20 protein-coding genes and 1 other RNA gene are annotated in these 25,346 nt (G+C 34.6%); 14 read left to right on the forward strand and 7 right to left on the reverse strand.

Annotation, left to right across the window (positions count from 1 at the left end; genetic code table 11):
• Positions 1-132: 132 nt before the first annotated feature.
• Positions 133-786: a tRNA (guanosine(46)-N7)-methyltransferase TrmB gene (trmB, locus tag BW942_RS17295; RefSeq protein ID WP_000249515.1), complete on the reverse strand. Its 654-nt coding sequence runs from the start codon at positions 784-786 to the stop codon at positions 133-135.
• Positions 787-835: 49 nt separating this feature from the next.
• On the opposite strand from trmB, the gene BW942_RS17300 reads away from it, so the two are divergent.
• The 3 genes from BW942_RS17300 (at position 836) to BW942_RS17310 (ending at position 3,033) form a co-directional block, all read left to right on the forward strand.
• A complete protein-coding gene (locus BW942_RS17300) occupies positions 836-1,774 on the forward strand; it encodes an MBL fold metallo-hydrolase (protein WP_000694733.1) in 939 nt (312 codons plus the stop codon).
• 127 nt (positions 1,775-1,901) lie between these two features.
• Positions 1,902-2,249: a PilZ domain-containing protein gene (locus BW942_RS17305; protein WP_001200973.1), complete on the forward strand. Its 348-nt coding sequence runs from the start codon at positions 1,902-1,904 to the stop codon at positions 2,247-2,249.
• A gap of 115 nt (positions 2,250-2,364) precedes the next feature.
• Positions 2,365-3,033: a hypothetical protein gene (locus BW942_RS17310; RefSeq protein ID WP_000689734.1), complete on the forward strand. Its 669-nt coding sequence runs from the start codon at positions 2,365-2,367 to the stop codon at positions 3,031-3,033.
• A gap of 222 nt (positions 3,034-3,255) precedes the next feature.
• Here the strand turns inward: BW942_RS17310 and yihA are convergent, their stop codons facing one another.
• Together yihA and tilS are read right to left on the reverse strand one after the other, a co-directional pair.
• Positions 3,256-3,909, reverse strand: a complete 654-nt coding sequence (yihA, locus tag BW942_RS17315; protein WP_001001313.1) for a ribosome biogenesis GTP-binding protein YihA/YsxC — start codon at positions 3,907-3,909, stop codon at positions 3,256-3,258.
• On the reverse strand, positions 3,906-5,207 hold the full coding sequence (tilS, locus tag BW942_RS17320) for a tRNA lysidine(34) synthetase TilS (RefSeq protein ID WP_001205041.1): 1,302 nt from the start codon (positions 5,205-5,207) through the stop codon (positions 3,906-3,908). The genes yihA and tilS overlap by 4 nt, the downstream gene beginning before the upstream one ends.
• Positions 5,208-6,051: 844 nt before the next feature.
• On the opposite strand from tilS, the gene BW942_RS17325 reads away from it, so the two are divergent.
• Complete coding sequence (locus tag BW942_RS17325; protein WP_001974395.1) at positions 6,052-8,094, forward strand: sigma-54-dependent Fis family transcriptional regulator; 2,043 nt, start codon at positions 6,052-6,054, stop codon at positions 8,092-8,094.
• Positions 8,095-8,551: 457 nt separating this feature from the next.
• Here the strand turns inward: BW942_RS17325 and BW942_RS17330 are convergent, their stop codons facing one another.
• Complete coding sequence (locus BW942_RS17330) at positions 8,552-8,788, reverse strand: hypothetical protein (RefSeq protein WP_000606959.1); 237 nt, start codon at positions 8,786-8,788, stop codon at positions 8,552-8,554.
• Between BW942_RS17330 and BW942_RS17335 the strand changes: the two genes are divergently transcribed.
• Positions 8,768-9,994, forward strand: coding sequence for a DUF3095 domain-containing protein (locus BW942_RS17335; RefSeq protein WP_000616634.1), 1,227 nt, complete (start codon positions 8,768-8,770; stop codon positions 9,992-9,994). The genes BW942_RS17330 and BW942_RS17335 overlap by 21 nt on opposite strands.
• On the opposite strand, the gene BW942_RS17340 is transcribed toward BW942_RS17335, so the two are convergent.
• A complete protein-coding gene (locus BW942_RS17340) occupies positions 9,983-10,381 on the reverse strand; it encodes an SET domain-containing protein (RefSeq protein WP_000928001.1) in 399 nt (132 codons plus the stop codon). The two genes, BW942_RS17335 and BW942_RS17340, sit on opposite strands and share 12 nt — an antisense overlap.
• A 53-nt stretch (positions 10,382-10,434) precedes the next feature.
• Positions 10,435-12,255 carry an ABC transporter ATP-binding protein gene (locus BW942_RS17345; protein ID WP_000828455.1) on the reverse strand — a complete coding sequence of 607 codons (1,821 nt, stop codon included), beginning with the start codon at positions 12,253-12,255 and terminating at the stop codon, positions 10,435-10,437.
• 172 nt (positions 12,256-12,427) lie between these two features.
• On the opposite strand from BW942_RS17345, the gene BW942_RS17350 reads away from it, so the two are divergent.
• The 6 genes from BW942_RS17350 (at position 12,428) to BW942_RS17375 (ending at position 21,269) form a co-directional block, all read left to right on the forward strand.
• The gene (locus tag BW942_RS17350) at positions 12,428-13,042 is read left to right on the forward strand and encodes an ACT domain-containing protein (protein WP_000614023.1); all 615 of its coding nucleotides are present in this window, start codon (positions 12,428-12,430) and stop codon (positions 13,040-13,042) included.
• A gap of 166 nt (positions 13,043-13,208) precedes the next feature.
• Positions 13,209-14,678, forward strand: a complete 1,470-nt coding sequence (locus tag BW942_RS17355; RefSeq protein WP_000339988.1) for an HD-GYP domain-containing protein — start codon at positions 13,209-13,211, stop codon at positions 14,676-14,678.
• A gap of 1,125 nt (positions 14,679-15,803) precedes the next feature.
• Positions 15,804-17,300: an HD-GYP domain-containing protein gene (locus tag BW942_RS17360; RefSeq protein WP_001974354.1), complete on the forward strand. Its 1,497-nt coding sequence runs from the start codon at positions 15,804-15,806 to the stop codon at positions 17,298-17,300.
• Between the two features lie 61 nt (positions 17,301-17,361).
• Positions 17,362-18,504, forward strand: a complete 1,143-nt coding sequence (gene aroC, locus BW942_RS17365) for a chorismate synthase (RefSeq protein ID WP_001141234.1) — start codon at positions 17,362-17,364, stop codon at positions 18,502-18,504.
• A gap of 802 nt (positions 18,505-19,306) precedes the next feature.
• Positions 19,307-20,755: an NADH-quinone oxidoreductase subunit G gene (locus tag BW942_RS17370; RefSeq protein ID WP_000238902.1), complete on the forward strand. Its 1,449-nt coding sequence runs from the start codon at positions 19,307-19,309 to the stop codon at positions 20,753-20,755.
• Positions 20,742-21,269 (forward strand): NuoI/complex I 23 kDa subunit family protein, encoded by a 528-nt coding sequence (locus tag BW942_RS17375; RefSeq protein WP_000537600.1) that lies wholly within the window; start codon positions 20,742-20,744, stop codon positions 21,267-21,269. The genes BW942_RS17370 and BW942_RS17375 overlap by 14 nt, the downstream gene beginning before the upstream one ends.
• A gap of 422 nt (positions 21,270-21,691) precedes the next feature.
• Here the strand turns inward: BW942_RS17375 and BW942_RS17380 are convergent, their stop codons facing one another.
• Positions 21,692-21,940: a DUF433 domain-containing protein gene (locus tag BW942_RS17380; RefSeq protein WP_001038641.1), complete on the reverse strand. Its 249-nt coding sequence runs from the start codon at positions 21,938-21,940 to the stop codon at positions 21,692-21,694.
• 344 nt (positions 21,941-22,284) lie between these two features.
• Here BW942_RS17380 and BW942_RS17385 point away from each other — a divergent pair, with 344 nt between their 5' ends.
• The 3 genes from BW942_RS17385 (at position 22,285) to ssrA (ending at position 24,816) form a co-directional block, all read left to right on the forward strand.
• Positions 22,285-22,809 (forward strand): RNA polymerase sigma factor, encoded by a 525-nt coding sequence (locus BW942_RS17385; protein WP_000250738.1) that lies wholly within the window; start codon positions 22,285-22,287, stop codon positions 22,807-22,809.
• Positions 22,810-22,818: 9 nt separating this feature from the next.
• Positions 22,819-24,192, forward strand: a complete 1,374-nt coding sequence (gene rsx / locus BW942_RS17390) for an LIMLP_03685 family anti-sigma factor (RefSeq protein ID WP_000845843.1) — start codon at positions 22,819-22,821, stop codon at positions 24,190-24,192.
• A gap of 276 nt (positions 24,193-24,468) precedes the next feature.
• Positions 24,469-24,816: a transfer-messenger RNA gene (gene ssrA / locus BW942_RS17395) on the forward strand.
• Positions 24,817-25,346 lie beyond the last annotated feature (530 nt).

Genomic DNA, 25,346 nt, shown 5'->3' on the forward strand with positions numbered 1-25,346 from the left:
CGTTGTATTGAAACGGACAATTGAAACAGTTTTGCTAATCCCATTATAGAATTCTTCAACAATTTTATTTTATAAAAGTTTTATAAGTCTATCGTCAAGTTTAGAAATTACTCTCTTTGAGTTTAGTAATTCTTATTTTTGGACAAGAACCCGGTCGATATAATAAATTCTTTTTCCTTCTTCCCGTTTTTTTCTTTCAAAATGAGAAACTGGAATTTCGTTTCTTTCTGATTTAAGTTCTACTTTTTCCGGACTGAAAGCTTTCGAATCTCTGAAAAGACGAATTATCTTTCTTGCGTAGGGACCGTAATCCGTTGCAAAATAGAATTTACCTTTTTCAGGGAGTAGAATTTTTAGAGATTCCAGAAATTTAGAATTCACAGTTCTTTTTTTATGGTGTCTTTTTTTAGGCCAAGGGTCTGGAAAGTTCAGTAGGATTTCGGAAAATAAATTTTCTTCAAATACTTCCTCTAGGAACCAATTAAAATTAACGCAGAGAATTTTTACATTATCGAGGGAATGTTTTTCGATTTCGCGTATCGTATGACGGATTCGATCAAATTTCTTTTCCATTAGTATAAAACCGGTGTTAGGTCTTTGAAGAGCCATAGAGATTGCCACTTCCCCCCAACCGGAACCTAATTCTAAAAAATATGTCTCAAACACTTTTGAGAATAAATTTTCTTTTTTCAGTTTCCTTATAGGGCTAGCTTGCAAAAAATAATCAGAAGAGAAGGGAATACCACTTGCAATCGACCAGAGTTTTTGTTCGAGATCTTGGACCATGGTTTCTCGTCAGGGAATTTTACACATTTTGTTTGTCTAATATAATACAGTGAAAATAAAACTATACGGCGTAAGAGGTTCGCTCCCCACACCACTGAGTGAATCTGAATACAGGGAAAAAATTCTTAAGATTCTGAAAGCAGCACATTCCGAAATCAAACGGAATAATAAAACCTTTTCAGAGGAAGAATTTTTGAATTCTTTAGATCCATCTTTATCCCGAACCATAGGTGGAAATACAACCTGTGTTTTTATACAAGCTCAGTCTGGAGAACGTTATATTATAGATTGTGGATCGGGAATTCGACAACTAGGAAACGATTTACTAGCAGAGGGTCTAAAACCGGGAGATACGGTTCACATTTTGATTACACATACACACTGGGATCATATACAAGGTTGGATGTTTTTTAAACCAGCTTACTTTCCTGGAGTAAATATTCATTTCTATTCTACGATTCCTAATCTTCAAGAGAGATTTGAAAGACAACAAAATGAAGAACATTTTCCCGTTACCTTATCAAGTATGATGTCTAACAAGACGTTTCATCTTTTGGAAAAAAATGAAAGTATTAAAATCGGTTCTGTAAAGGTAACTCCTTTTCTTCTCAGACATCCAGGGAATTGTACTGGGTTTCGGTTTGAAGAACAAGATAAGAGTTTCTTGTTTTGTACCGATGTAGAAGTTCAAGAACCTGATCTCGAAGAATTTTTTGAGCTCAAAAAAACTTTCGGAAAAACTGATATGTTGATTATAGATGCTCAATATAGTTCTGAAGAAGCCGAAAAAAAAGTGGGTTGGGGACACACTTCAGGTAGAGTCGCGGTGCGTTGCGGAGAAATTTTGGAAGTTAAACGATTGGTTCTTACTCATCATGAACCAGATCATAAGGACGAAGATATTTTTAAAATTTTTTATCAGGAATCAAAAGTTTCTTCTAAGATGGAAATTGTCTTAGGACGAGAGAATGACTCGTTTTCTCTCTAAAAAATGATTTTTTTAAATCGATCTGCATTTAAAATTCTTCTAAAAAAGAATCAAAAGATTTATTATTCTTTACTTTCTTGAAAATTTTCTTTTATTTCATCTGATTTGAGTTATTCTGGATGGCGCAATGAGAGCTGAGATAGGGCAAAAAAAAACTACAGGTGATATTTTTGCGGATAAGCGTTTTTATAAACGTTTCCGGAAGAATAATCTAGTAAAAATGGTTCTAGGTAAAAATGAGATATTAGGAAATCTCGAAGACATGAGTATGATCGGCGCCTCGATTAGTTCGAGAGAAGAGATTCTTTTGGGTGAACGTGTTAAGTTTATGTCCCCCATGCTTTCTACTGCAATTGAGGCTGATGTTATACGAAAAGATTTAATCGAGGAGAAGTATAAGTACGGGCTTGTATTTCATAATTTATCGGATTCCGCAATTGCTGAAATTTTAAATAAGATTGCTTCTGCTGATTAAAATCCGTATTTATAATTTCCTATTTTTCTTTTTATCAAAGAATTTTTTCTAATTTTAGAAATATTTTATATACTACCCTTAACTTGGAACTATATAAGCCGAAACTAATATTAGGATGAAAATCGGCGGAGAACATAAGGTTCAACTTGGAATTCCAAGGGATGAGTCTCTGTATTATATAGGACATGGTCAGTTGGAAAGCGCCCCAGCTTCCACGTCGGTTTTACATGTAATCTCTCACGAACTTGGACACGTTGCCGAATTCAAGTCGGAAGCGCTTAGAGATCGGGCCGAAATTCGTTCTCTAAATATGAAAATCCATTATGAGTTTCGAAATGGAAAACTAGTGGCGGTTGCAGGTGAGACTGAGGTTGTCACTGCAAAAAAATCAGAAGAAACTTTGCGTAAAGATACTGAAACTTCTCAGCAGGAATCTTTGAAAGAAAAAGATTTTCCTAAAAAAGAAGAAACTTCTAAAACCAAATCTGAGGATAGGGAAAAGCAAATTTTATCCGAAATTCGTAGAATTGAATCTGAACTTAAAATTTTCGAAACGAAAAAAGATGTGGAAGAAAAAGGATTCGATTCCATCCGAAAAACTGAATTAGAAGAGAAAAAAAGAAAACTTGAAATGGTTCTCAGCCAGGAAAAACTAAAAGCGGTTTTGAAAGATACGATGGATACTTTTAAGGAACTTATGGATAAACAAACTAGAATGAGTTTAAAAATATTCAATACGAACGTTTCTGATAAACTCGGTAATTTTTTAGACGCTAGAATTTAATGACTGATTCATATCAAATTGAGTATCTGTAAATTTTTATTACAAAGCCTTGTTCTACGTAAAGTACTGGATACTTTATTTTAGCGTGAGTTTGGTGTAAAAATCCATGGTTCATGATTCTAAAAAAATTGTGATCTTGATTCCTAAAATGTGGGAACTCCCACAAATCACGATTTTATGAACAAATTCTTTCTTATTTTTTTACGACAAGCTTACGTTAAATTAAGAAATTTCTTCGATTCTTTCCAGGCGATTTTTGACGGTTTCAATCAATGAATATACAATTTTTCTAAGTTCGGGTAATCCTTTACCGGATTTATTGGAAACAAGTACAGTTTCAAGCATAGGATATAATTCGTGAATGTTCTTCATTTTTTTTCTAAGTTTAGAAAGATCACTTTGATTGAGTTTGTCGATTTTTGTTCTTACTAAAACTGGTTTTATATTTCTTTCAAAACAAGTTCCGATCAATTCTAGTTCTTCTTCCGGTAATTCTCTCTGAGAATCGCAGACTAAAAATAAACATTTGAGGTCTTTCGCTAGATTTAAGTAATCCATTAAAAGACCCATCATCGCTTCGTGATCTTTATGAGAATTTGCGGAATAGCCGAAACCAGGTAAATCCACGAGATAAATGGAATGATTTACAAAAAAGAAATTGAGTAGTTTTGTTTTTCCGGGTGTGGAAGATACTTTTGCGAGAGATTTTCTTTCTAAAATTGCATTGAGTAAGGAGGACTTACCGGCGTTGGAACGGCCTGCAAATGCTATCTGAGGTGTTCCTTGAGAAGGGATTTGATCTGCTTTTCCGTAAGATGCTTTGAACTCAACGTCTTTAAAGAATGGTTCGTCCTTTTTTTGAGGATCCTCGTTCATACTCCGGGCTCCTGAAAGTCAGGTAAAATTTCAACCTCTCTGTCCGCTACGATGTCGCCTATTTTAGGATCCCAAAGACTCAGACAGATCACATCAACTTTCCTTTCCCCGCGAAGTATGGGTAGCATTTTTCTAACCGGAACTGGAATCTCTTTTTGTCGTAGGATTTCGGAAATTTCTATACTCATCCCGTTTTTGCGGATTTTGGCTCCTGCAGGGCATAAATCCGGAATTAAATCTGGAGGGATTTTTTTTTGATTTCCGTTCCATTTGAGAACCATCTCTTTCGGTTCAAATCTAAATTCTCTTAAACAAGGAGAGTTTTTAGGAATCAGATAAAGGTCGGAAGAAGTCGATTTCCAAAACCATGTCTCTTTGTTTTCAAGGCTGAACGAGTTTTCTTTTTGTAAAAGATCCGTAAGATCTCTGAAAAAATTTCGTGTTGTAGGGTATAAGTTTAAGGAACGGAGATAACGATCTATAAAGAATTTTCTTTCTCTTTGAGAAAGATCGTTCAAAACCCAAATATCTATTTTTAAAAAAGAAGGAATTTTATGATCTGAGTTTTTTTTGGAAAAAATTTTAGAGACTGGTTTTTCTATCCTATGGAAGTTTTTATAGATTCGATCTGGGTTGGCCCCTTCTCTTAATAATAAAGGTATAATATAGCTTCGAATTCGATTTCTAAGATATTCATCGCTATTGTTAGATTCATCTTCAAAAATTTTCCAAAATTCGGATTGTAAAATTGTTTCAATTTCCTCTTGGGAGAATGCAAATAGAGGTCTAAAGCGGTTTTTTTCATACCATCCTAAGGTTCGTAAAGAATTCCAACCCCCTCCTCGAATTAAGTTAAGAAGAATCGTTTCCAGATAATCACTCGAGTGATGACCAGTGACTATATAACCTTCGTATTGATCCGAAATTTTTTTTAAATCCTTATATCGAAACGCCCTTCCTGTCTCTTCAAGCGTTTTGCCTAACCTTCTTGACAAAGCAGGAATATTCTTTTTTTTGAATATTTTAGAAAATGGAAATGTACTGTCTGCATATTCAAAGATTTTTTTTTCCTGTTCTAAATTGAATCGGATCGAATGGTCTAGATGATAAATACAAGGCGCAGGTATTTTTTTTTCTATCCACAGCCAGAAATAAAAATGCAACAAAATAGATGAATCTTTTCCGCCGGAGTAAGAAAGAACCGCGGGACGAGACTGGATCATCTCGTGAAAGGGAGCAATTCTTTCCCATACTGCATGGAAAATCTTTTGTGTGGATTCGGAGATTTTATCTCTCATCGTACTGACTTAACGGTTCTTCGGATTGCCCAAGAGTCGTATCGTTTCTATTCATTGATTTCTGGATTATTCCGTTTAGAACAATTTTATAGAAACTCAATTTTACTGTTTCGGCAAATCAGATCGAATGTCTAGTTTAACGTAAGTTCGTTGTAAGTACATTAGAAAACTTTCTAAAAATAATAGAGATTCTACATTCTATGTTTTAAGGAGTGTTTTTTGATTATGAATTCCTCTTGTCTGTGATTTATGGCGTTATGTCCCAAGTATCTGCAAGCGAATATGATCTGAGATTAAAAAGCAGAGTTGTTGAAAAATCCCATGGTGGCATTAACGAAATTACTTCAATCGTCTATTTCATGAAGCAGAAACAAGGTGGAGAATTCATTTTTCAACTCTACTATATATAACTTAAGTTTGCTAAAACTTAGATTTTCTGAAAACAGAATTCAAATAGAGTTTGTTTCAAAACTTTCATAGGTTTAGTGATCATTTTTTAGAAATTTTTAATAAAATGCAGTAGTTCCTACAAAAACCGTCGTATTTGGCAATGTGCGAACTTTTGAGTAGTTCTAATCTTTTTAAATTTGCGTACGAGTTCTCACATTTTTGTGAAACTTAAATTTCACTCCTAAGGTCGTTAAGATAACTTTTGAGACAGTTTCTTGGATAAAACAAACGAAATTATAAATATTTATTAGCATTATTTAAAAAAATCGCTTTATAAATAAGCGAAAAATAAAATTTGAATTGACTTCAAAATTATCAAATCGCAAGAATTTTAAGCATGTCAGGATATGTGAAGCCTAGCCCCTTAAGATCTATACAAGAAGTTGCTACGGCAATGAATTCTACCTTAGATCCGGATAAACTTCTGGATTTGATTTTAGAACGTTGCATTCAGATTTGCGAAGTAGGCTCCGGCTCTTTGATGTTGATTAATGAGAAAGAAAACGTTTTAGATATAGTGACTTTTCGTGGGATGAATCCTTCCGTTCGAACTAAGGTAAAACTGAAAGTTGGAGAAGGAATCACCGGAATTGTAGCCGCGTCGGGCGAAGGTATGATCGTAAGTGATGTTACCGCTAATCCACATTACATTTCCATAAAGGATGATATTATGTCGGAACTTGCGGTTCCGATGATTGTTGAAGACGTAGTGATCGGAGTAATTTCTTTGGACTCCAGTCGTAAAGGAGCTTTCAACGAAGAACATTTAGAAATTATTTCTACTCTTGCTAATCAAGCTGCCCAGATTTTTAAGAACTTACAAATTTTTAGACAACTCGAACAAAAAAATAAAATTCAACAAGTGCTAATTGATATTTCCAGAACTGTTACTTCCACTTTGGTTCTACAGGAAATTTTTGAAGATATTATGGATCGTTTGGAAAAATCCCTAAATTTAGAACGCGGAAGTATTGTTCTTTTCGAACCTGAAAAAGCGATTTTGAAATTGGAAGCAGCCTCCGGTTTAACTGCGGAAGAAATGGAAAAAGGGGTTTATCTTCCAGGAGAAGGTGTTACTGGAAAGGTTTTTGAAACAGGGGAACCAATTATCATCGAATCTATTGCAAATGACGAAAATTTTATAAACCGAGTTGGAAATGCGGCTCATTTTAAAAATAATCCGGAAAACGTTAGTTTTCTTGCGGCTCCTATCAAATCGGATACGGATGTCTTGGGAGTGGTAAGCGTTTATTTCGTTCATAAAAAATACATCGATTTAAAAACTTATTTAGATTTTTTGCAAGTAGTTGCATCCGTAATTTATCAAGCGATTCGGATTCAAAAACTGATCGACGAGGAAAAAAGGGAGATTTCGAGAGAGAACGTTCTTCTCAAAAGAGAATTAAAGAATAAATATAAATTTGGTTCTTTGATCGGTAAATCCAAACCGATGGAAAAACTTTTCGAAATGATTCATCTTGTTTCCGATTCTAGAGCTTCTGTTTTGATTACTGGAGAATCTGGTACCGGTAAAGAAATGATTGCCTCTGCAATTCATTATAATTCTTCTCGCGCTGATAAGCCTTTTATCAAGATCAACTGCGCTGCAATTCCTGAAAACTTACTTGAGAGCGAACTCTTTGGCCATAAGAAAGGTTCTTTTACGGGAGCTGTTTCGGATAAAAAAGGTAAGTTCGAAATGGCAGATACCGGAACAATTTTCTTGGATGAAATCGGAGAGATGGATCTCAATTTACAATCTAAACTTTTGAGAGTTCTGCAAGAGAAAGAGATTGAAGCCGTCGGTTCTGTTAAACCTAAAAAAATTGACGTAAGGGTAATAGCGGCGACTAACGCGGATTTGGAAAAATTAATTTCTGAAAAAAGATTCAGGCCGGACCTTTTTTACAGACTAAACGTCGTAAATATGGTAACTCCTCCTCTTCGTGAAAGATCGGATGACATTCCACTTTTGATCAATCACTTTATTGCAAAGTATGCCGAAGAAAACGGTAAAAAAATTACGGGAGTCACGAGAGAGGCTCATAAACTTTTGATGAATTACAGTTGGCCTGGAAATGTTCGAGAACTTGAAAATGTAATAGAACGTGCGGTTGTACTTTCTCAACTAGAAATGTTGGATATTCAAGATTTTTCTGAGATCAATGGACGTCTTCTTTACGGAGATGAGGATTTTGATCCGGAAACTGGGGATTCTGAATCTTCTGTAGAAATTGCCAATTCTAGATTCTCCTCCTCAAATTTGGATGCGCTTGATGGAAGGGCTATCGAAGTTGTAGTTGGAGAAGTAGAAGCCCGTTTGATTAAATACGCGATGAAGAAGTTCAAATATACAAAAACAAGAGTTGCTAAATTTTTAGGAATCAATCGAAATACTTTGGATAAAAAAATCAAAGATCTCAAAATCGATTATTGATATTTAGGTCGTTTAGAGTTTGGGTTAATTTCGGGACTTGTAATTATTTTCGTTTACTACTTTCACAATTGACAAAACGTTTTATCCAAAACCATAGTGGGAATGAGTAGAAAGAAGACGCTTAAAAAGCCATAAATCACACAATGTGACTTAATTTATGGTTTCGTTAGAGAGAAGGAGAAATTGTGTGAACTACTTATTTAATTCCAATTTAATAGTAAGATCGGTATTATAAAAGTTCATTTTATACAAATAGGTTATTGAAAAGTTAATTCTCCATCTGTTTCATAAAAACGGTTGATTAAAGTAGTTTTGTTAATCACCACTATGGAATTTTTCAACAAATTTAATAAATAAAATTGAATATAAGGAGTTCGCGACATTGTTTCCTATGGTCGCGATGTTTTTAGATACTTGGATTTACTCTAAAAAATACGTGTAAAAATTTTAAAAATTTCTAAATGTAGTACATTAATACATTTTGAAACTTTCGAATCAGGATAGAATTTGAAATTAGTTTAAAACCGATTCCAAAATCATAAATTTGTGATGAATTGTTTTGGTATAAATTCCAAATTCTTTTTAAATGATCTCTTCTGATGGAAAGAAGTTTATGAATATGAAAAAGTTTAAAATTTTCTAATAAAATACAATTATAATTAGGTGAAAAAGAATGATTCAGACCATTGATCAAAAAACCACGTTAAACACTCAGAATTTTTATAAATATTTACCTTCGCTTTCTTCTTTTACGGATATTATAGAACCTTCCAATTATTTTACCGTTCCGGACGATTGGAATTTAATCATTACGGACGTTGTAAATTCTACAGATGCTATTCGAAGTGGACATTACAAAGACGTAAACATTGCGGGTTGTATCACTGCAATGGCGGTTTCCAATCTTATGGGGGATATGGATTATCCGTTTTTATTCGGTGGAGATGGAATGACTTTGTTACTTCCGGATAGCGCTCTCCCTGGTGTGAGAGACATTTTATTTTCGATCCGAGAATTGGTAAAAAGTAACTTCGGATTAAAGCTCAGGGCAGGAATCGTAAACGTAGGAGAGTTAAAAAAAACCGGAAAAGAATTAAAACTTTGTAAATTAAAAATTTCCGATTTTTATAACCAAGCAATTTTAACCGGCAATGCTTTGGATGTAGCAGAAAGTTTTATTAAAAACGACGATTCCTCTAATCCTTATATCATTCCTTTGACACATAAAATTAAAATCAAACCTGACTTTACTGGATTTACTTGTCGTTGGCAGGATATTCCGAGTCATCGAGGAGAAACGGTTTCGTTTATCGTTAAGATGAATTCTCCAAGTACCTCTTCTGATCAAGAATTATTAAAAATAGTTTTAGATCAAGTCAGCGTTCTTTTAGGAAATGACGTGGAAATTCATCCTCTCAAGGAAGAAAAAATTAAAGTAGATTTGTCTGGAAAGTATCCAAGTAAAGAGGCCACGGTTCATTCCGGAAGTAGAACCGGAATTTTTTATTTTTTGAGAAGGATTAAAATTAAAATCGAAGGGCTCGCAGTCAATCTTGCCATCAAAACACAATGGAGATTTGGTCCAAAAATAAATGGGAAAGAACTTAGAGAATTAAGAAAGTCTCAAGTAATTGCTTCTGATTTTAGAAAATATGATGGAACCTTAAAGATGGTTATAGCCTGTGATTCGGATTCTAGGGAATCGTTTCTTAAGTTTTTGGATGATCTCTATCGACAAGGAAAACTATTTTATGGTTATCATGTTTCTGATAGGGCTTTAATGACTTGTGCTTTGCATGAGGGTTCTATAAGGGAAGTTCATTTTGTGGACTCCGCAGATGGAGGTTATGCTCTCGCAGCGGCTCAACTTAAGGAACAGATTAAAGCTTCAAGAGGTTAAACCAAGTTTCATTTTCCAATTATCGTCAAAGAGCTTATAGTTACAAGTAAGCTCTTCTCCTTTTAGAATTAGTCTAGTCGCGCTATCCTGTCCTATAGGATTGGTTTGATCACTCGTAAAATCTTCTTTTGTATTTGGATCATCACTGTGGTTCATAAATTTGGAATTGTCCGAACAATAAAACCATTTCCCTTCTGTTTGATAAGAGTATGTGCGAAACATTTCTTGAACGGAATGTGGAAGTAAATTTAATTCGGAATCGGTTAAAACCCAAACCGTTTTAGGATGATATTTCCAAATCAGTTCTCCTTTTTGAATATCTCGACCTGCAAAGAGGCCAAAGCCGCCGATCGGAGAATCTGCGATGTAAGTGGGAACTAAAAGCATTGGAAAGAATGTAAATTAGCCCGGAAAAAAATTGCAAGTAAGAAAACAGTTCTTTATAGGACCATTGCTTGTTGTTCCGGTTCAGGAACCGAAAATCTTTCTAGTTTACCGTTCCGCATTTGAAAAACTTGGTCAGCCTCTCGAATTGTAGAAAGTCTGTGAGTGACAGAAATTACGGTTCTTCCTTCTCTTAACAAAGAAAGCGTTTTCATAATTCTCGCTTCCGTTACTGGATCCAAAGAAGAAGTTGCTTCATCCAAAAGAAGGATCTGAGGATTTCTTAAAAAGGCTCTTGCAATTGCAATCCTTTGTCTTTCACCCCCGGAAAGTTTAGTTCCTCTATCTCCAGCGTTCGTTTCGTAACCCATGGGTAAAGAAAGGATTGTTTCGTGAATTTCTGCTCTTTTAGCGGCTTCGATCACTTCTTCTAAAGTTGCACTTGGTTTGCCGATGCGGATGTTTTCAAAAATTGTAGTATTAAAAAGGAATGTTTCCTGAAATACAACTCCTACTAAAGATCGAACAGAACTTCTAGACAATAGATTAATATCCATACCATCGAAAAGAATTCTTCCTTCGTTTGGTTGAACCATTCCTAATAGAAGTTTGATGAAAGTACTTTTACCGACTCCTGAGCCACCTACGATTGCAGTATAACTTCCCTTGGAAATGGTCAAAGTAATGTCGCTTAAATTTTTAGACCTTCCCTTATATCTAAAATGAACGTTTTCGAAATGAATTGCTTCTTTGAGTTCCGGGATTGAAGATTCTTCTGGATTCGATTCGAAAACGGGAGTCCGTAGTAATTCTAAAATTCGTTTTGCGGAGCCGCTCGCGTGATTCAGGGCTGGTAAATATTGAGAAAGATATAATAAGGAATAACTCAAGTTTAAAAACGGAGATAAAAAAGCGGCTAATGTTCCAATGCTAAGAGTATTATGATATGCGAATATAGTTCCTACAAGTAATAAAATTCCTTGCAGAAGTAAAATCCCCGAACCAGCAGAACGTTCTAAATATGAATTTGTTAATCCCAATCTGAGAGAAACTTGAAATAATTTTTCGCAGTTATTTTTGAATCTGGCAAAGAAATAGTCGCTTAGATCATAGGCACGGATTAAGTTTTGGGCTGAAATGGATTCTTCAACAAGGCTCAGTACTTGAGCTTCTTCTAATTTTCTTGTATAACTAATTTCAGTTGATTTTCTAGATAAAAAACCCGGACCTAAGAAGCTGATCGGCCAAATCAAAAGTGCGATTAAAGCTAATTTCCAATCTAATAGAAAAAGTAAAATGGTTCCAAAAACCGCTTCTAATAACGGACCTAAACCCCAGGGAATGAATGCTAAAAGTGCATGTTCCAATGCTGTAAGATCGTTGAAAAATCTGGAGAGAATATCTCCTAATTTATTGTTGGAAAAAAAATCTAAACTCAATTGATCCAGATGTTCGTACATCTGTAGTCTTAAATCTTGGATGATTCTTGCGGATGCCCAGTTATAAAGGTAATCTCTTAAAGTTCCAAGGATTGCAAAAGCGATTGTCCCAATGGCAAGATAAGCACCGATCCAATAAAGAGCGTTTTGATTTCGATTGATCAGTGCTTCGTCGATTAAGTATTTAAAGCTAAATGGGATACTAGCGTAAAATCCGATTTCAAAACAAAGAAGTCCTATGATTAAGAAAATTCTTCCTTTATATTTTTTAGCGAATCGGAATAAACCGAAAATCAATAAACTAGGAGCACCTTCCGTTTCCGAGCCCGCTTTTTCTTTTTTCGGATTTGGGACCTTCCATTTTTTAGAAGAACCCTTTTCGGGTAGAGGTTCCGACTTTTGGATCAATTCCGGATTATATTCGAGAGGTCTTTTCATGGGAAATAAGTCCTTTTATTTTCGGCGAATATCTTCTATTTCCACTCTACTTTGACTGTTTTCCCCCAAAATCTTGAAGCAAGAATTTTTCGTCCGGTAAGAGACAGAATACGGTCGGAAAAGAGTCGTTTTTTTTGAAAAGGGCAATTATCTTTGTAACCAGGTCTATAGAATGATTCAATTTCACTATAAGGAAAACGGTGGGTTCTATACGGTTACGTTAAAAACGTCCGAAACTGCTCCAGGAACTCTTCATAAAATGGTGAAAGCGATGTTTTTTATGGGTTGGGAAATTGTTTCGGGAGACATCGAGACAATAGAGGAAGACGGTCAATTTTATAGTTACGATATTTTTACTTTAAAGTCGGAGGAAACCGATTCTAAAATTAAGGCTTCTAAATTGGGAGTTTTGATGTCTTCTGTATTTACAGACGATTTTGTTTTAGAAGAAATTATTCATCACTCGAGCGAAATCGATCTTAGAAATACATTTCATCTAAGCGCAGATTCTAGATTAGAATTTGAAGATGTTGAATTTGCAACCAGAACGAAATTTTCACTCGAAGCTCCAGATAGAAAGGGGCTTCTCTATTTTGTTACTGGGGTTTTGAAAGAAAACGGTATTAACATTCATTCCGCGAAAATTCGTACAGATCAAACCGGAAACCGTGCCCAGGATACGTTTATTCTATCCGATACAAAAGGAGTAGGTTTTGCTGGGACTTCTTTAGAAGATCGCGTCAGTCGAAATATACTCGAAATTAGTTTGAATTCTTCATGGAAGTGAGTGGTAAAATATTTTTTTTTCGTCTTTTATTCAAAATATTCGGTGCAAACGTTTTATTCCCACCTTTTCATGGATTAAAAATGAAATTCTTAAGCGATTATTTTAATCTACGTTAATTAGCGTAGCTATATTCAAAAAGTAAAATTCACTATTTAAGATTATTCTTATGGACGCGCAGAAAGACTTACAAAAATTCGATTTTACAGAAGAAATCATCCAGCATTTTAAAATTAACAGCGTAATTCCCGTTGATTTTTATAATAGAAACGGACAGATTTTAATTCATAAAAAGGAAAATGCAGACGGAGATGACATTACAAAATTATTAAGATTCGAGAGCCAGGGAATTTACTTTTTAAAATCCGAATTCGAAAAGATTTCCGGCGGAAAACAAGGTGATGGGCCAAATAATGTAAATGGTCGAGACGTTAGTTTTGCCAAACTAGTCAATGCCGAGTTAACCGTAGATCTTGCTAAGAACGCTTCCAATTTTTTATCCGAATTAAAAAAATTTCCCCTTCATGGAAATCAGTTAAGACATCTAAATAAGTCCATAGACGGAATATTAGAAGATTTTAAATCAACTCCAGACATGGAAACCGGATTGGTTAACATCATAGAAGTTATGAGTAGCGCAGGGGTTCCTATGGATTCCGAAATACTTACAAAACGCACCGTGATTTCAATGGCTATGAAAGTGAGAGCCGGAAAAGCTTTTACTAAGGTGGACATGGAACAGAAAAAATTAGATCAAATGAATCTAATGATGTCTTCTTATCTTGCGGATGTGGGCTACACTCAGATGAAAATTCCGATGGAGAGAGATCTGAAAGCGGAAGAATTTGAATATATTAAAAACCATCCAATTATTAGTTATCTTATGATAGCAAATCTTCCGGACTTGGACGATAATATTAAAACTTTGGTTCTCAATCATCACCGTCCTCATAAAGGGGAAGGAATGAATAATAACTATCCTCAACCAAAAGTTCTTATTCATAAGCTCAACGTTTATAAGGAAAAGTATAAGGACGATCCTAAAAAAACCGTTTTGGTTGCAGATATTCAAAAACAAATTCGGAATATTCTTACCAACAATCTTCCTATGGAAGATATTGGGGTTATTTCCATTGCGGGAGAATTTGCATCCTTGACGACAAGACAAGCGTGGAGAGAAGCTTTTGATCCTTTGGTTGCAATGAAATTAATTTTGAATAACAGTTTTTTTGCATATAATGAAAAGACCTTGAGAGACTTTTACGATCATATTGGTCTTTCATTGTGTAATAATCAGCCTTTTATTCGGGAAGGTGACTTTGTGATTGTGGTCACACAAGATTCTAATCAAAAAGTTTTTTTTGAAGTTTGTATTATTCGAGAAATGTATAAAACTCAAATTCGTCCTATGTTAGAAAGAATAGGAACCATTAAACCTAACTTTAGTAATATGGGTAAACTTAGAATTTCAGGATTTGATATTGCTTCTTTAAAGTTGGATCGTAGAAAAGCGGTTTACAATCTCGAAAAAAACCAAGACCCGAGAAGGATCGTTTACGTTTTGGATTCTAATATGGACGCTCGTCTTTATGAGGAATTAACTAAACAAACCGGCGAAATTCCTAAAGAAAGTGCTTAAAAACCGAGTTACGGAATTAAGGAATCTGCGAACTTTAGTTAATTTAAATATAGTAATGTTTAAATTAAATTTTCACACAAAACCTCTATTTTGAGACCATTGTCGAATTTAAAATTCATTTTATGAAAGTTCTTTAAAAAACCCGGTATTGCTCGGATCTTTAAGATAATATCATGTATTTCTCGTAAATAAATATATGATTTAACTTAATTACTTTTATTATATAATTTTAATATTCTTTTCTAAAGAACAAGATATAGAATTAGAAAAGCCAATTTCCGATGAAAATACCATTTTGGAAAATGTTCGAAATGTCATAGTTAAAATGATACAATAACAAATTGTATATTTTAAATTCTTATCGCAAAATAAATATTTCAGTACAAAATATTAGCTACTTTATTATAGCTCTCTAGGTAATAATTCCTTTTTTGGGTAGAATTCGGTTATATGGCTAAATTTCTTTTGCGTTAAACTTATTGTAAAAAACCAAAACATCAATTCGTTTAGATAAATTCTACAGAAAATCATGACTAAAATTCTTTTATGATATAATGATTATTTAAGACAAAATATGGATTTTCAAAACACAGGTCGGAATTTGTCTAAACTACTTTAAAATATATGAAACTACTGCAAATCTAGAACTTGCGGCGAAATTTAAAAAATGTGGGAACCACACATCGATTCGTTGAATAAGTAAGTTTCAAAAAAGATAAACGGTCAAAATGAGACGGCTTCTGTGGGAACTACAACCTTTTGTTAAAAAATTCAGCAATTGAACTTTTTCTGGTTTTAAAGCGGCCCTCACTAATTCTTACAGAAAAAAATGCCATGAATTTTAATACGAATTTCTCTTTAGAACAAAATTCTAAATACTCAGATTTAATACCTCTAAAAGCGATGAACATTTTCAGGTCATTTCAATAACTCCTTTAAGAGTAAAAAACTGGTTTTAAAACGAAGAAACGGGCCTATCTCTGTAGCTCGTTTTATAAAAATCTCTATGATTTTCATAAATAATTTTTTTCCAGTCGGATTGTGTATCATTCTCTAAGAAAGGGTTGTCAAAAATTTTTTCTAATACAACTCCTTTCCAAAATATAACTAATGGAATTTGATAAAATGAATTCTAATGCAAGTCATCACTCGCAATCGGTTAATAGGGAACTTTTAGAAAAGTTCGAGTTCAATTCCGACGTTATCAAGAGTTTTATTAGTCAAAGCGAAATACCGGTCGATTTTTATAATAAAAACGGACAGATCTTAATTCATAAAAAGTCGGACGCATCTGAAGAGGACGTCACTAGACTTCAAAAGTTTGAAAGCCAAGGAATTTACTTTCTTATCTCAGAAAAAGATAAAGTTACTAAACCAAAAGATAATCCGGATATGGTTCACGGAAGGGAAGTTTCCTTTACCAAACTCGTCAATCCAAATCTTACAGTGGCACTTGCTAAAGAGGCTTCTGAACTTTTAGAGGAACTTAAACATTTTCCATTAACCAACAATCACATTCGTTTGGTTCAAAAAGGTATTGATGATATTCTCGCGGACTTTAAGGGAAGTACAGATATGGAACTCGGACTTGTGAATGTGATCGAAGTTATGAGACAAGCGGGAATTAAAGCCGACTCCGAAATGATGACCAAACGTACAGTGATCTCTATGGCGATGAAACTAAGAGGATTGAAAGCACTGAGTAAAACCGATAACGAAATTCAAAAGACAAAACAACTCAATATTATGCTCGCTTCCTTTATGGTAGATATAGGAAAATCTAGAATGAAACTTCCAAATCATACCGATCTTCGTCCGGAAGAATTTGATTATATTAAAAATCATCCTATCATTAGTTATCTTATGATTGGAAATTTAAGTGGGGTAAATTCAGAAGTTAAATCCGCAGTTCTGAATAGTCATAGAACTTTCCGAGGAGAGGGTTTAAATAACAATTATCCTACTACAAATATAATTATTCGGAGGCTAACCGAATATCTTCAAAAGTATAAGGATGATAAAACAAAAAAAATTCTAATCGAAGACATTCAAAAACAAATTCACTATGCACTTAACAATACTTATACGGACGAAGATCCAGGAATCATTTCGATTTCTGGAGAGTTTGCTTCTCTCAGTTCTGATCAAGAATGGCGTAACTCTTATGATGCTCTTACTTCAATGAAATTGATCTTAAACAATAGTTTCTTTTCTTATAATGAAAAGATCGTCCGAGATTTTTTTGATTTTATGGCGCTTAGTCTTTGCGAAAACCAAAGCGTTTTGAATCCGGGTGACTACGTTATAGTCGTTTCTACGGATTCTCAAAGAAAGATTCATTTTGAAACTTGTGTGATTAAAGAAATTTTTAGACATCAGACCAGACCACTTTTGGAAAGGATCGGAACGATTCGCCCTGTGATCATCAACAAAGGTAAAATTAAAATTCAAGGTTATGATCCTCATTCTTTCCGTCAGGATAAAAGAAAGGCAGTATTCGATTTAAATAACAGTATGGATCCAAGAAGAGTTATTTACGTTATTGATCCCGAATTAGAGCCAAGTTTATACGAGAAGGTAGATCAAAGTTTTAGAGGAACTGTTCCTCGTTCTGCGGCTTAAAACCAAAGGATTCTTTTAGAAACCGCTTTATTCCTGAGCTTTCCCTTGTTTTTTTGGTAATATGCCTTCTAGCTGGGGAAAAATTTTTAAAGTTAGTACTTTCGGAGAATCTCATGGAACTTCTGTGGGAGTTGTGGTTGAAGGAGTTCCCGCAGGAATTCCCATTCGTTTAGAAGAAATTCAAAAAGACTTAAACCGGAGAAGACCAGGACAAAGTAACCTCACCACACCTAGAGATGAAACTGACACGGTTCGTGTAGTTTCTGGAGTATTTGAAGGAAAAACGATCGGATCTCCGATTGCTTTGATCGTAGATAACCAAAATACGATTTCTAAAGACTACGAAAATTTAAGAACCACGTTTAGACCTTCTCACGCGGATTATACCTATCAAATGAAATACGGTTTTCGTGCGCATGTAGGCGGCGGACGTTCTTCCGTTCGAGAAACGATTGGTCGTGTAGCCGCAGCCGCCATTGCGAGAATGATCCTCAAGGATGATCTTGGAATTGAAACTATTGCGTGGGTGGATTCGATCGGAACCGTTCAATCTAACATAGGTGATAAATATCCTAAGTCTAGGGAAGAAGTCGATCAAAATGAAGTTCGTTGTCCAGACGTTGGTAGCGCTGACCAAATGCGTTCTTTGATTTTAAAAATGAAAGAAGCCGGAGATAGCGTAGGTGGAACGATCCAATGTGTTTCTTATAATCTTCCTCCAGGTTTAGGAGATCCCGTATATGACAAGTTAGACGGAGATTTGGCAAAGGCGATACTTTCTATTCCTGCTTGTAAAGGATTCGAAGTGGGTTCCGGATTTTCTGGAACGTTATTAACCGGAAGTTCACATAACGATGAATTTTACGTGGAAGAAGGAACTGGAAGAGTCAGGACTAGAACGAATCATTCTGGAGGACTCCAGGGTGGAATTTCCAATGGAGAAGAATTAGTAATTCGTGCCGCTTTTAAACCAACCTCTACAATTTTTAAAAAACAGAATACTATAAATCTCAAAGGAGAAGAAACCATTTTAGAAGCAAAAGGTCGTCATGATCCTTGTGTTCTCCCTAGAGCCGTTCCAATTATCGAGGCAGTTGTAAATTTAGTTCTCATAGACGCATATTTATATCAAAGGGCGATCAATCCTCAATGGTTCCAAAAGTGGGCTAGAATTCCAGATTATTACAAAGATTTAGAACTTTAAGAATCAGTCCCAAAAGGTGATTGTTCCAACTTTCGAGTGTAAGGTTCAAATCTTTTGGAGACCACTCTAAAATTAATTTTATTCGTCCCCGTTACGCTACGTTCTGGTGTTTTTTATAGATTTTTGAAAAATTTTTTAACCGTTGAGAATTGTAATAGTTCCTATATTTTAAGGTTTTGCAGTGATTTCTAAGTAGAAAGTGCACAAATCTATAGAAAATTGATGGTTTGGTTTTAGAATCATCGAAAATTGTTAAATGCGTAGGTAGTTCCCACATTTTCAGAAAAACCGATCATTTTACATTCGGAATCGATCTTTATAAAATCGGTATCTAAATATCTGTCATAAATGCCGAGTGCCGTTTCAGTAAGTTCGATAGATCCAATGTGGAAGCGATTATCGTGGAAATTTTGAAGGGAATTAGAACCAAAGCGAGGTCGGCTGAGCCTTTTTAGATATAAAATTCAGCTACTAACTACGACTAAAACGCGGTCCATAGAAAGCGTTTTGTTGAGTTTAGGGAGTCGTTGCATTGAGTTTTTTATTCGCCCAGATTTTTTCCCTAAATTCACATGATTAAGTGTTAACTATTAAGTAGGTACTTTATTATGTAGTTTGAGTACAATCATCAAAAATCAATTTTTTGACATTGTATGAGTTCCCACAGTATGATTTCTACGGTAGAGCACATAATATAAAAATAGATACACGATCCCGTTTTAGAAACGGGTTGCCAGAATGAGAATGGTACGTTTCTATAGAACTGTTCCCGAAATTCGGGAAGAATCAAAAGGATGATTCCATGGTAAAAATTAAGATCGACGGAATCGAATATGAGGTGGATGAAAAAAAGAACCTCATATCAGCGGCAAAAGATGTCGGAGTCGATATTCCTTTCTTCTGTTATCACCCCAAACTTTCCATTGTGGGAATGTGTAGAATGTGCCTTATCGAAATTGAAGGAGTTCCTAGACTTCAAGCAGCTTGCAATACGAAGGTAACGGAAGGTCTTTCCATTTTCACCAAAAACGATCGAATTAAAGAAGCAAGAGAAGGAACGATGGAGTTTCTTCTTGCGAATCACCCCTTAGATTGCCCCGTTTGCGACAAAGCTGGCGAATGCCAGCTTCAGGACAATGCTTTCAAAGAAGGAAAGGGTAACTCCAGATTTACATTAGAAAAGCGGAATGTTCCTCAAGAAGAAGTCGGTTCTAATCTAATCATTAATCATAACCGTTGTATTGTCTGTTATCGTTGTGTTCGATTTGAAGAAGAAATCGTAGGAGAATCCAATTTAGGACTTTTTGAAAGAGGTTATCACTCTATCATAGGACTTGCAAAGAACGAACCAATTCAGCATAACTTTCAAGGAGCTCTTGCGGATCTTTGTCCTACGGGAGCACTTCTCAATAATAAAACCTTATTCAAATCTAGAGTATGGTGGTATAAAAATGGGGAATCGATCTGCCATGGATGTAGTACTGGTTGCAATGTTACGACTAACGTAAGAGATAACAAAATGTATCGATATATGCCTCGAATCGACGAAGAAAAGGACATGTATTTTCTTTGTGACCATGGGCGTTTTGACATCGATTGGTTGAACGAAAATCGGTTATTCGCGTATTATCAAAATGGAAACGTATCGGAAAGTACCGTAGTGCTGCCTGCCATTGCGGAAAGAGTTCGTCAATCAAAACGGATTGCGATTTTAGGTGGTGCAAAAGAATCGAACGAAAATTTAAAAACCATTCTTCAAAGTGTGGAATCTTTTGAAAAATCGGTTATCGTAGAAGCAAGGGTAGAAGAAATTCAATACAAGGCGCCCGAGCAAAAAGATTTTTTGATGACTACTGATTTTAGACCAAATACAAGAGGAGCGGTAGATTCCGGATTTATATCTTCGCAAGAAATCAATGCGATTTGTAAATCGATCGAGTTAGGAGAGATTGATCTGGTTTTTGTGATTCATGAGAATATTAAGAAATTTTTACATTCTATTCCTTCGAACGTTACTCTTGTTTTATTAAATACAAATTTAACTCAAGAAATATCTGAAGCAACTTACGGAATTCCGATTCAAACGTTTGCAGAACAAGCCGGTTCTTTTACAAATAAAAATGGATTGAATCAGTCTTTTCAAAAGGTAATGGAGCCGCCTAAAGGTCTATTAAATTCTGGTTCTGTTTTCCGGAGAATAGCAGAATTGGTCAAAACTTCTCCCAAGGAGGCTGAGGTTGGGAACCGTTAACGTAGTAAGAGTAGCAAGTCGTCATAAACTTTCTTGGTATGAAAAGTTTTATTTTTATTCTATTGGAAAAGGACTTTGGATCACTCTCAAACATTTTATTAAGGCCGCGATTTTAAGAAAAGCGGTAACGATAGAATTCCCTGAAAAGAAAAGAAAGTATTCCACTCGTTTTCGTGGGATGCATACGATGAAACGTGATGAACAGGGTAGAGAAAGATGTACAAGCTGTTTCTGTTGTATGTGGATTTGTCCTGCGGATGCAATTTATATAGAAGCAGCAGAAGTAACTCCGGAAATTCAACATCTTCATCCAGAAGATAAATACGCTAAAAAGTTCGAGATCGACTTACTACGTTGTATTTTTTGTGGAATGTGTGAGGAAGCTTGTCCAAAAGGGGCGATTTATCTGGATGGTCCGGGCGAGATGGCGACCGATAACCGAGAAGATCTAATCTTAACCAAAGAAAGAATGATGCAACTTGTGGGTGGACCAATCATCGGAGAAAGGCAATAAAATTTAAAGTTGGTTGAATAGATTTCTAGTTTAAACGTTTATTTCAAAATTTTTTTAAGAGCCTACAAATCGAAGATGGTACTTTACGAAAGTTGAAAGTTTTTCTTTTTAAGAAAACTCAAATCTACAAAACTTTACGAGTTTAACCTTTACCATAAATTTTTTGGAAATCGAAAACCAGATGTAATCTATAATAAGATTTGTTGAAAAGTGAGTTTTCTTCCGTTTTCATTAAAACGAATTGATAAAACCGTTTTATAAATATGGATTTTTCCAACAGCTATAATCTGTAATAGTTAGAAGTTGATCTTATACTCTTAAAATTAATGAGGAGAAAAAATAACAATAGCTTAAAAGTGATTTAAGTTGTGTTGAATCTTAAATCTTTAAAATACTTTACCGTCAATTTTTAGTATGTTATTTTAGCTCACTTTTTCGTGGGTATATTGGCTTTGTCTTGCCATTTCCAATTTTGCTTCTAAAAAGGATACCGCCGAATCAATATCGTGATTACAAATCCCTGGATATTCTCTTAAAATTCCCTTTCTAGAAATTCCTGCCAAAAGCAAATCTAAAATTTCTGAAACTCGAACTCCAGTTCCTTTAATAAAGGGTTTTCCTCCCAGATAACCCGGAATGACTTCTATCGAAGTAAATTCATTTTTGTTCATATATCCTTAACAATAGTAGCAAACAAAATTAGAACGAATTTTTTCCGATCTTGAATTTTGTTTTCTCTGGCTCCAAGTTTGTTTGTGAAATTAAGTTCTTCTAACATTCAATCGTTCTATAATTTATGAGTCCCACTAGAACTGGTTGTTTTACTGCAAAAGCCAAATAATACTTTGCAGAGAAGAAGATATATTTTCTCGAGATAGAAAATAGAGACGAATAGGACATAGTTTTCCAAACAAAGTTTTCAAAAAAAGATCGAGTTTTAATTTCTTTTTTGTGCTTTTAGAATCGTAATTTATTAAAAAAACTGCAAAAGACCGAGTAATCGGTACTTATTTCAATGGTTCAATCTGATTCTGTAGATTTTTCAGTTTTATACGAGGATAACTATCGAACCGTATATCATTTTCTTTTGAAAATTTGCGGTGATCCGGAAGTTGCCGAGGATTTGACTCAAGAGGCTTTCTTAAAGGCATTTACTTTTTTTCATAAATTCGATTCTAAGATTGCTTCTTTCAGCACCTGGACTTGTTCGATTGCAAAAAATCTATACTTCAAACATTACAATAAACAGAAAAAAGAATTCGGAAATATACGACTCAGTGATTTAGTCGGTGATATTGAGATAGACCCGGAAATTCCGGAAAATTTAGAGAAGGTTTTTTTGGAAAAAGCAATAAAAGATACGATTGAAAGTCTTCCTGAACCAGAAAAGAGTATAATATTGTATAAAGAATTAAAAAAGAAAACTTTAAAAGAAACAGCTCAAGTATTGGGAATTTCGGAAAGAACGGTAAGTAGGAGATTAATTTCTGCTATTTCTTTACTGAGAACAAAATTAGAACAGCAAGGATTTCAATTCTAAACTTCTATTATGAAAACGGAATTAGACGATATAGAACGTTTTGAAGACCTTTTAGGAAGGTACTTATACGGTGAATTGAATGCCGAAGATAAGCGTGAACTTCTTCAATTCGTGCTTAAAAATGAAAGAGCTCGTTCTATGTACCAAAGTTCTACTCGAACTAATTCTATTCTATCTCGTACTTTTTCTGATATTAAACAAACCCCTCATTTAAAATCGAGTATTCAGAAAAAGATTTTAGAATTTCCGAATACGATTTTAAAATCTCGTTCTTTGGTTTTAGGACTTACGGCGGCCATGTTATTTTTAGTCGTAGGTGTTTCTTTTTGGTTTAAATATCAATTTGAGTTGGATTCTAAATTAGATCAGGTTTTTATCAATTCTTACGGAGATTGTAAAATCGACGGTGTAGCGTCTCAACCTGGAGAGAGTCTGCTCAATCGTAAATTAGTTTCTGGTAATTTTTCTATTTGTGAATTTCAAGTAGAGGGGGCTCAAAGTGTTGCGGTTCGAATGTTGCCAGATTCTGAAGTTTCCGTTACTGGAGATAAAAAGTATTCTTCTTTGAATGTGGCTCGAGGGTCGGTTCTGGTAGATTCAATTCAGAACGAATCTACCGGGGAAGGTCTACTTGCGATTCTTTCACCGGATGTGAGAGCCTTTTTAGCAGGAACGAAAGTGATTTATTCCAGAAATGTGGGAGAATCCTATTCTAAACTGGATATAGATGTTTTGGATGGAAAAGTAGAAGTTGAAACAGGACCTTTGATTGCTTTTGAAAAAACCGCCAGCACTTTAACAAAAGAGGAAAAAGAATTTTTAAAAATGAATTTTCCGATTCTTTTTCAAAGCAGAAAAGTTCAGGTAAATCGGGGACAATCTTTGTCTTGGAAAGGAATCCCGGAATCTAGTTTAAATAAAATTCGTTCTTTAGAAAAAAGTATTGAAGAAGCAAAATCCCAAGGTTTGAAATTAGAAGAGGATTTTGTCTTCGCATTAAATTCGGACGTTCGTAGGCTCGGGAACGAGAATACAATCGGGATGTTTTCTATGGAAGAGGATCTAAATAAAAAAATTAAGAATATTCTTCCAAATCAAGAAAAAGAATTAGAAGAGAAATTCAAATCTATGGTTCGTTTTGCTCCGAGCGATTTGAAACAAGTCGAAAAGTTGAAGTCCTTAGTTGCAAAATTGGATAATACGGCCTTAATTCAAATTTTAAAAGATAAAAATCAGCCTGATCATGAAAGAGTAATTCATTTTAAAGATGGTTCTCAAGTAAAAGGTTTTATATATCAACACGAAAGTTTTTATATTCTTCTAAAGAATGATGGAAATCTTTTATTTCCTATTGATGCAGTCGATTCAATCCATTTCGAATAACACTGATTTGTCGATTTTATTCCCGATCAAAAACGGATAAACTTCTTGGATTTGTTCATTTTAACTTCTTTTTTTGGTTATCTAAAAGAATGTAGTTGGTATAAAAAATAGGGAAATGTTTTCTATATGATTCGATCTATTTCTTAAATCTTTTAAGTTTGATGTTTGAATTCACTATAAATTTCAATCAAAGCATTTTACCGTTTCTTAATTTTATAAAAAACTTGCGATAAAATTCCGCTTTTTTATTTTTGACAGTCTAATCTAAGAACAGCAGGGGACGAAATTGGTTTCGACTGTTGTTGCCAGGGGTTATGTGGCGTGTAGAGGTTGTAGGCTCCTCTAAAAACCTTCAAACAATAACCGCTAATAACGAATTAGCTTTAGCAGCTTAATCTCTGCTACGGAACTTTAGTTTTTTCTCTCGAATTCTAAATGTTCTGACAATGATCGGGAGGCGATTCTTTTGGTTTTTGGTTCCTAAAAGAGTTTGTATTTGAGCCGAATAGGAAAGAGAGTCCTGTCTGAGGGTGAACCTCTTTCCGAAATTTTATACACAGACTACACACGTAGAGGCTGATCTGGGGCGCAATAGGACGCGGGTTCGAACCCCGCCGTCTCCAAAGTTCATCACTTATATAATCCAATAATCAATTTTAAATTTGTAAGATTGATTATAAATTTTGAAATCTATTTTCTCAGACTGATTATTTTAACACAAATTTGATGTGGGAAAAAGTTTCATTGTAAAAATATAAAAGTCAGATTTATAGTGTTCTCACAAGATTACGTATTTATGATTCTCGAACAGATCCTTTTCTCAATAAACTTCTGGTGGTAGTTTCCAAATTTATGTGTAAGTTTGACTTTTAGGTTTTTGTCTTTGGATATTTGCAAAATATGGGAACTCTTACCGATTTATATCTATTCCGGAATCTATATTTTTGAGAGAAAAATCTACACTCGGACTTTAAGCATTTTATTTTTGTATTCTTTTCGAAGTAAAAATATTAGAATTTTAAGTTGTTTTAGCAAGAGTTCGGCGTAAATAATTCATGATTCTAACCTAGTGACGAATTATTGGACACATTTTTACGCAGCATTTACTTCAAATTGCACAGGACTCACAAAGTCTAATGACGAATGAGATCTGT

Origin of the sequence: Leptospira interrogans, from assembly GCF_900156205.1 — a bacterium.
GTDB lineage: Bacteria > Spirochaetota > Leptospiria > Leptospirales > Leptospiraceae > Leptospira > Leptospira interrogans.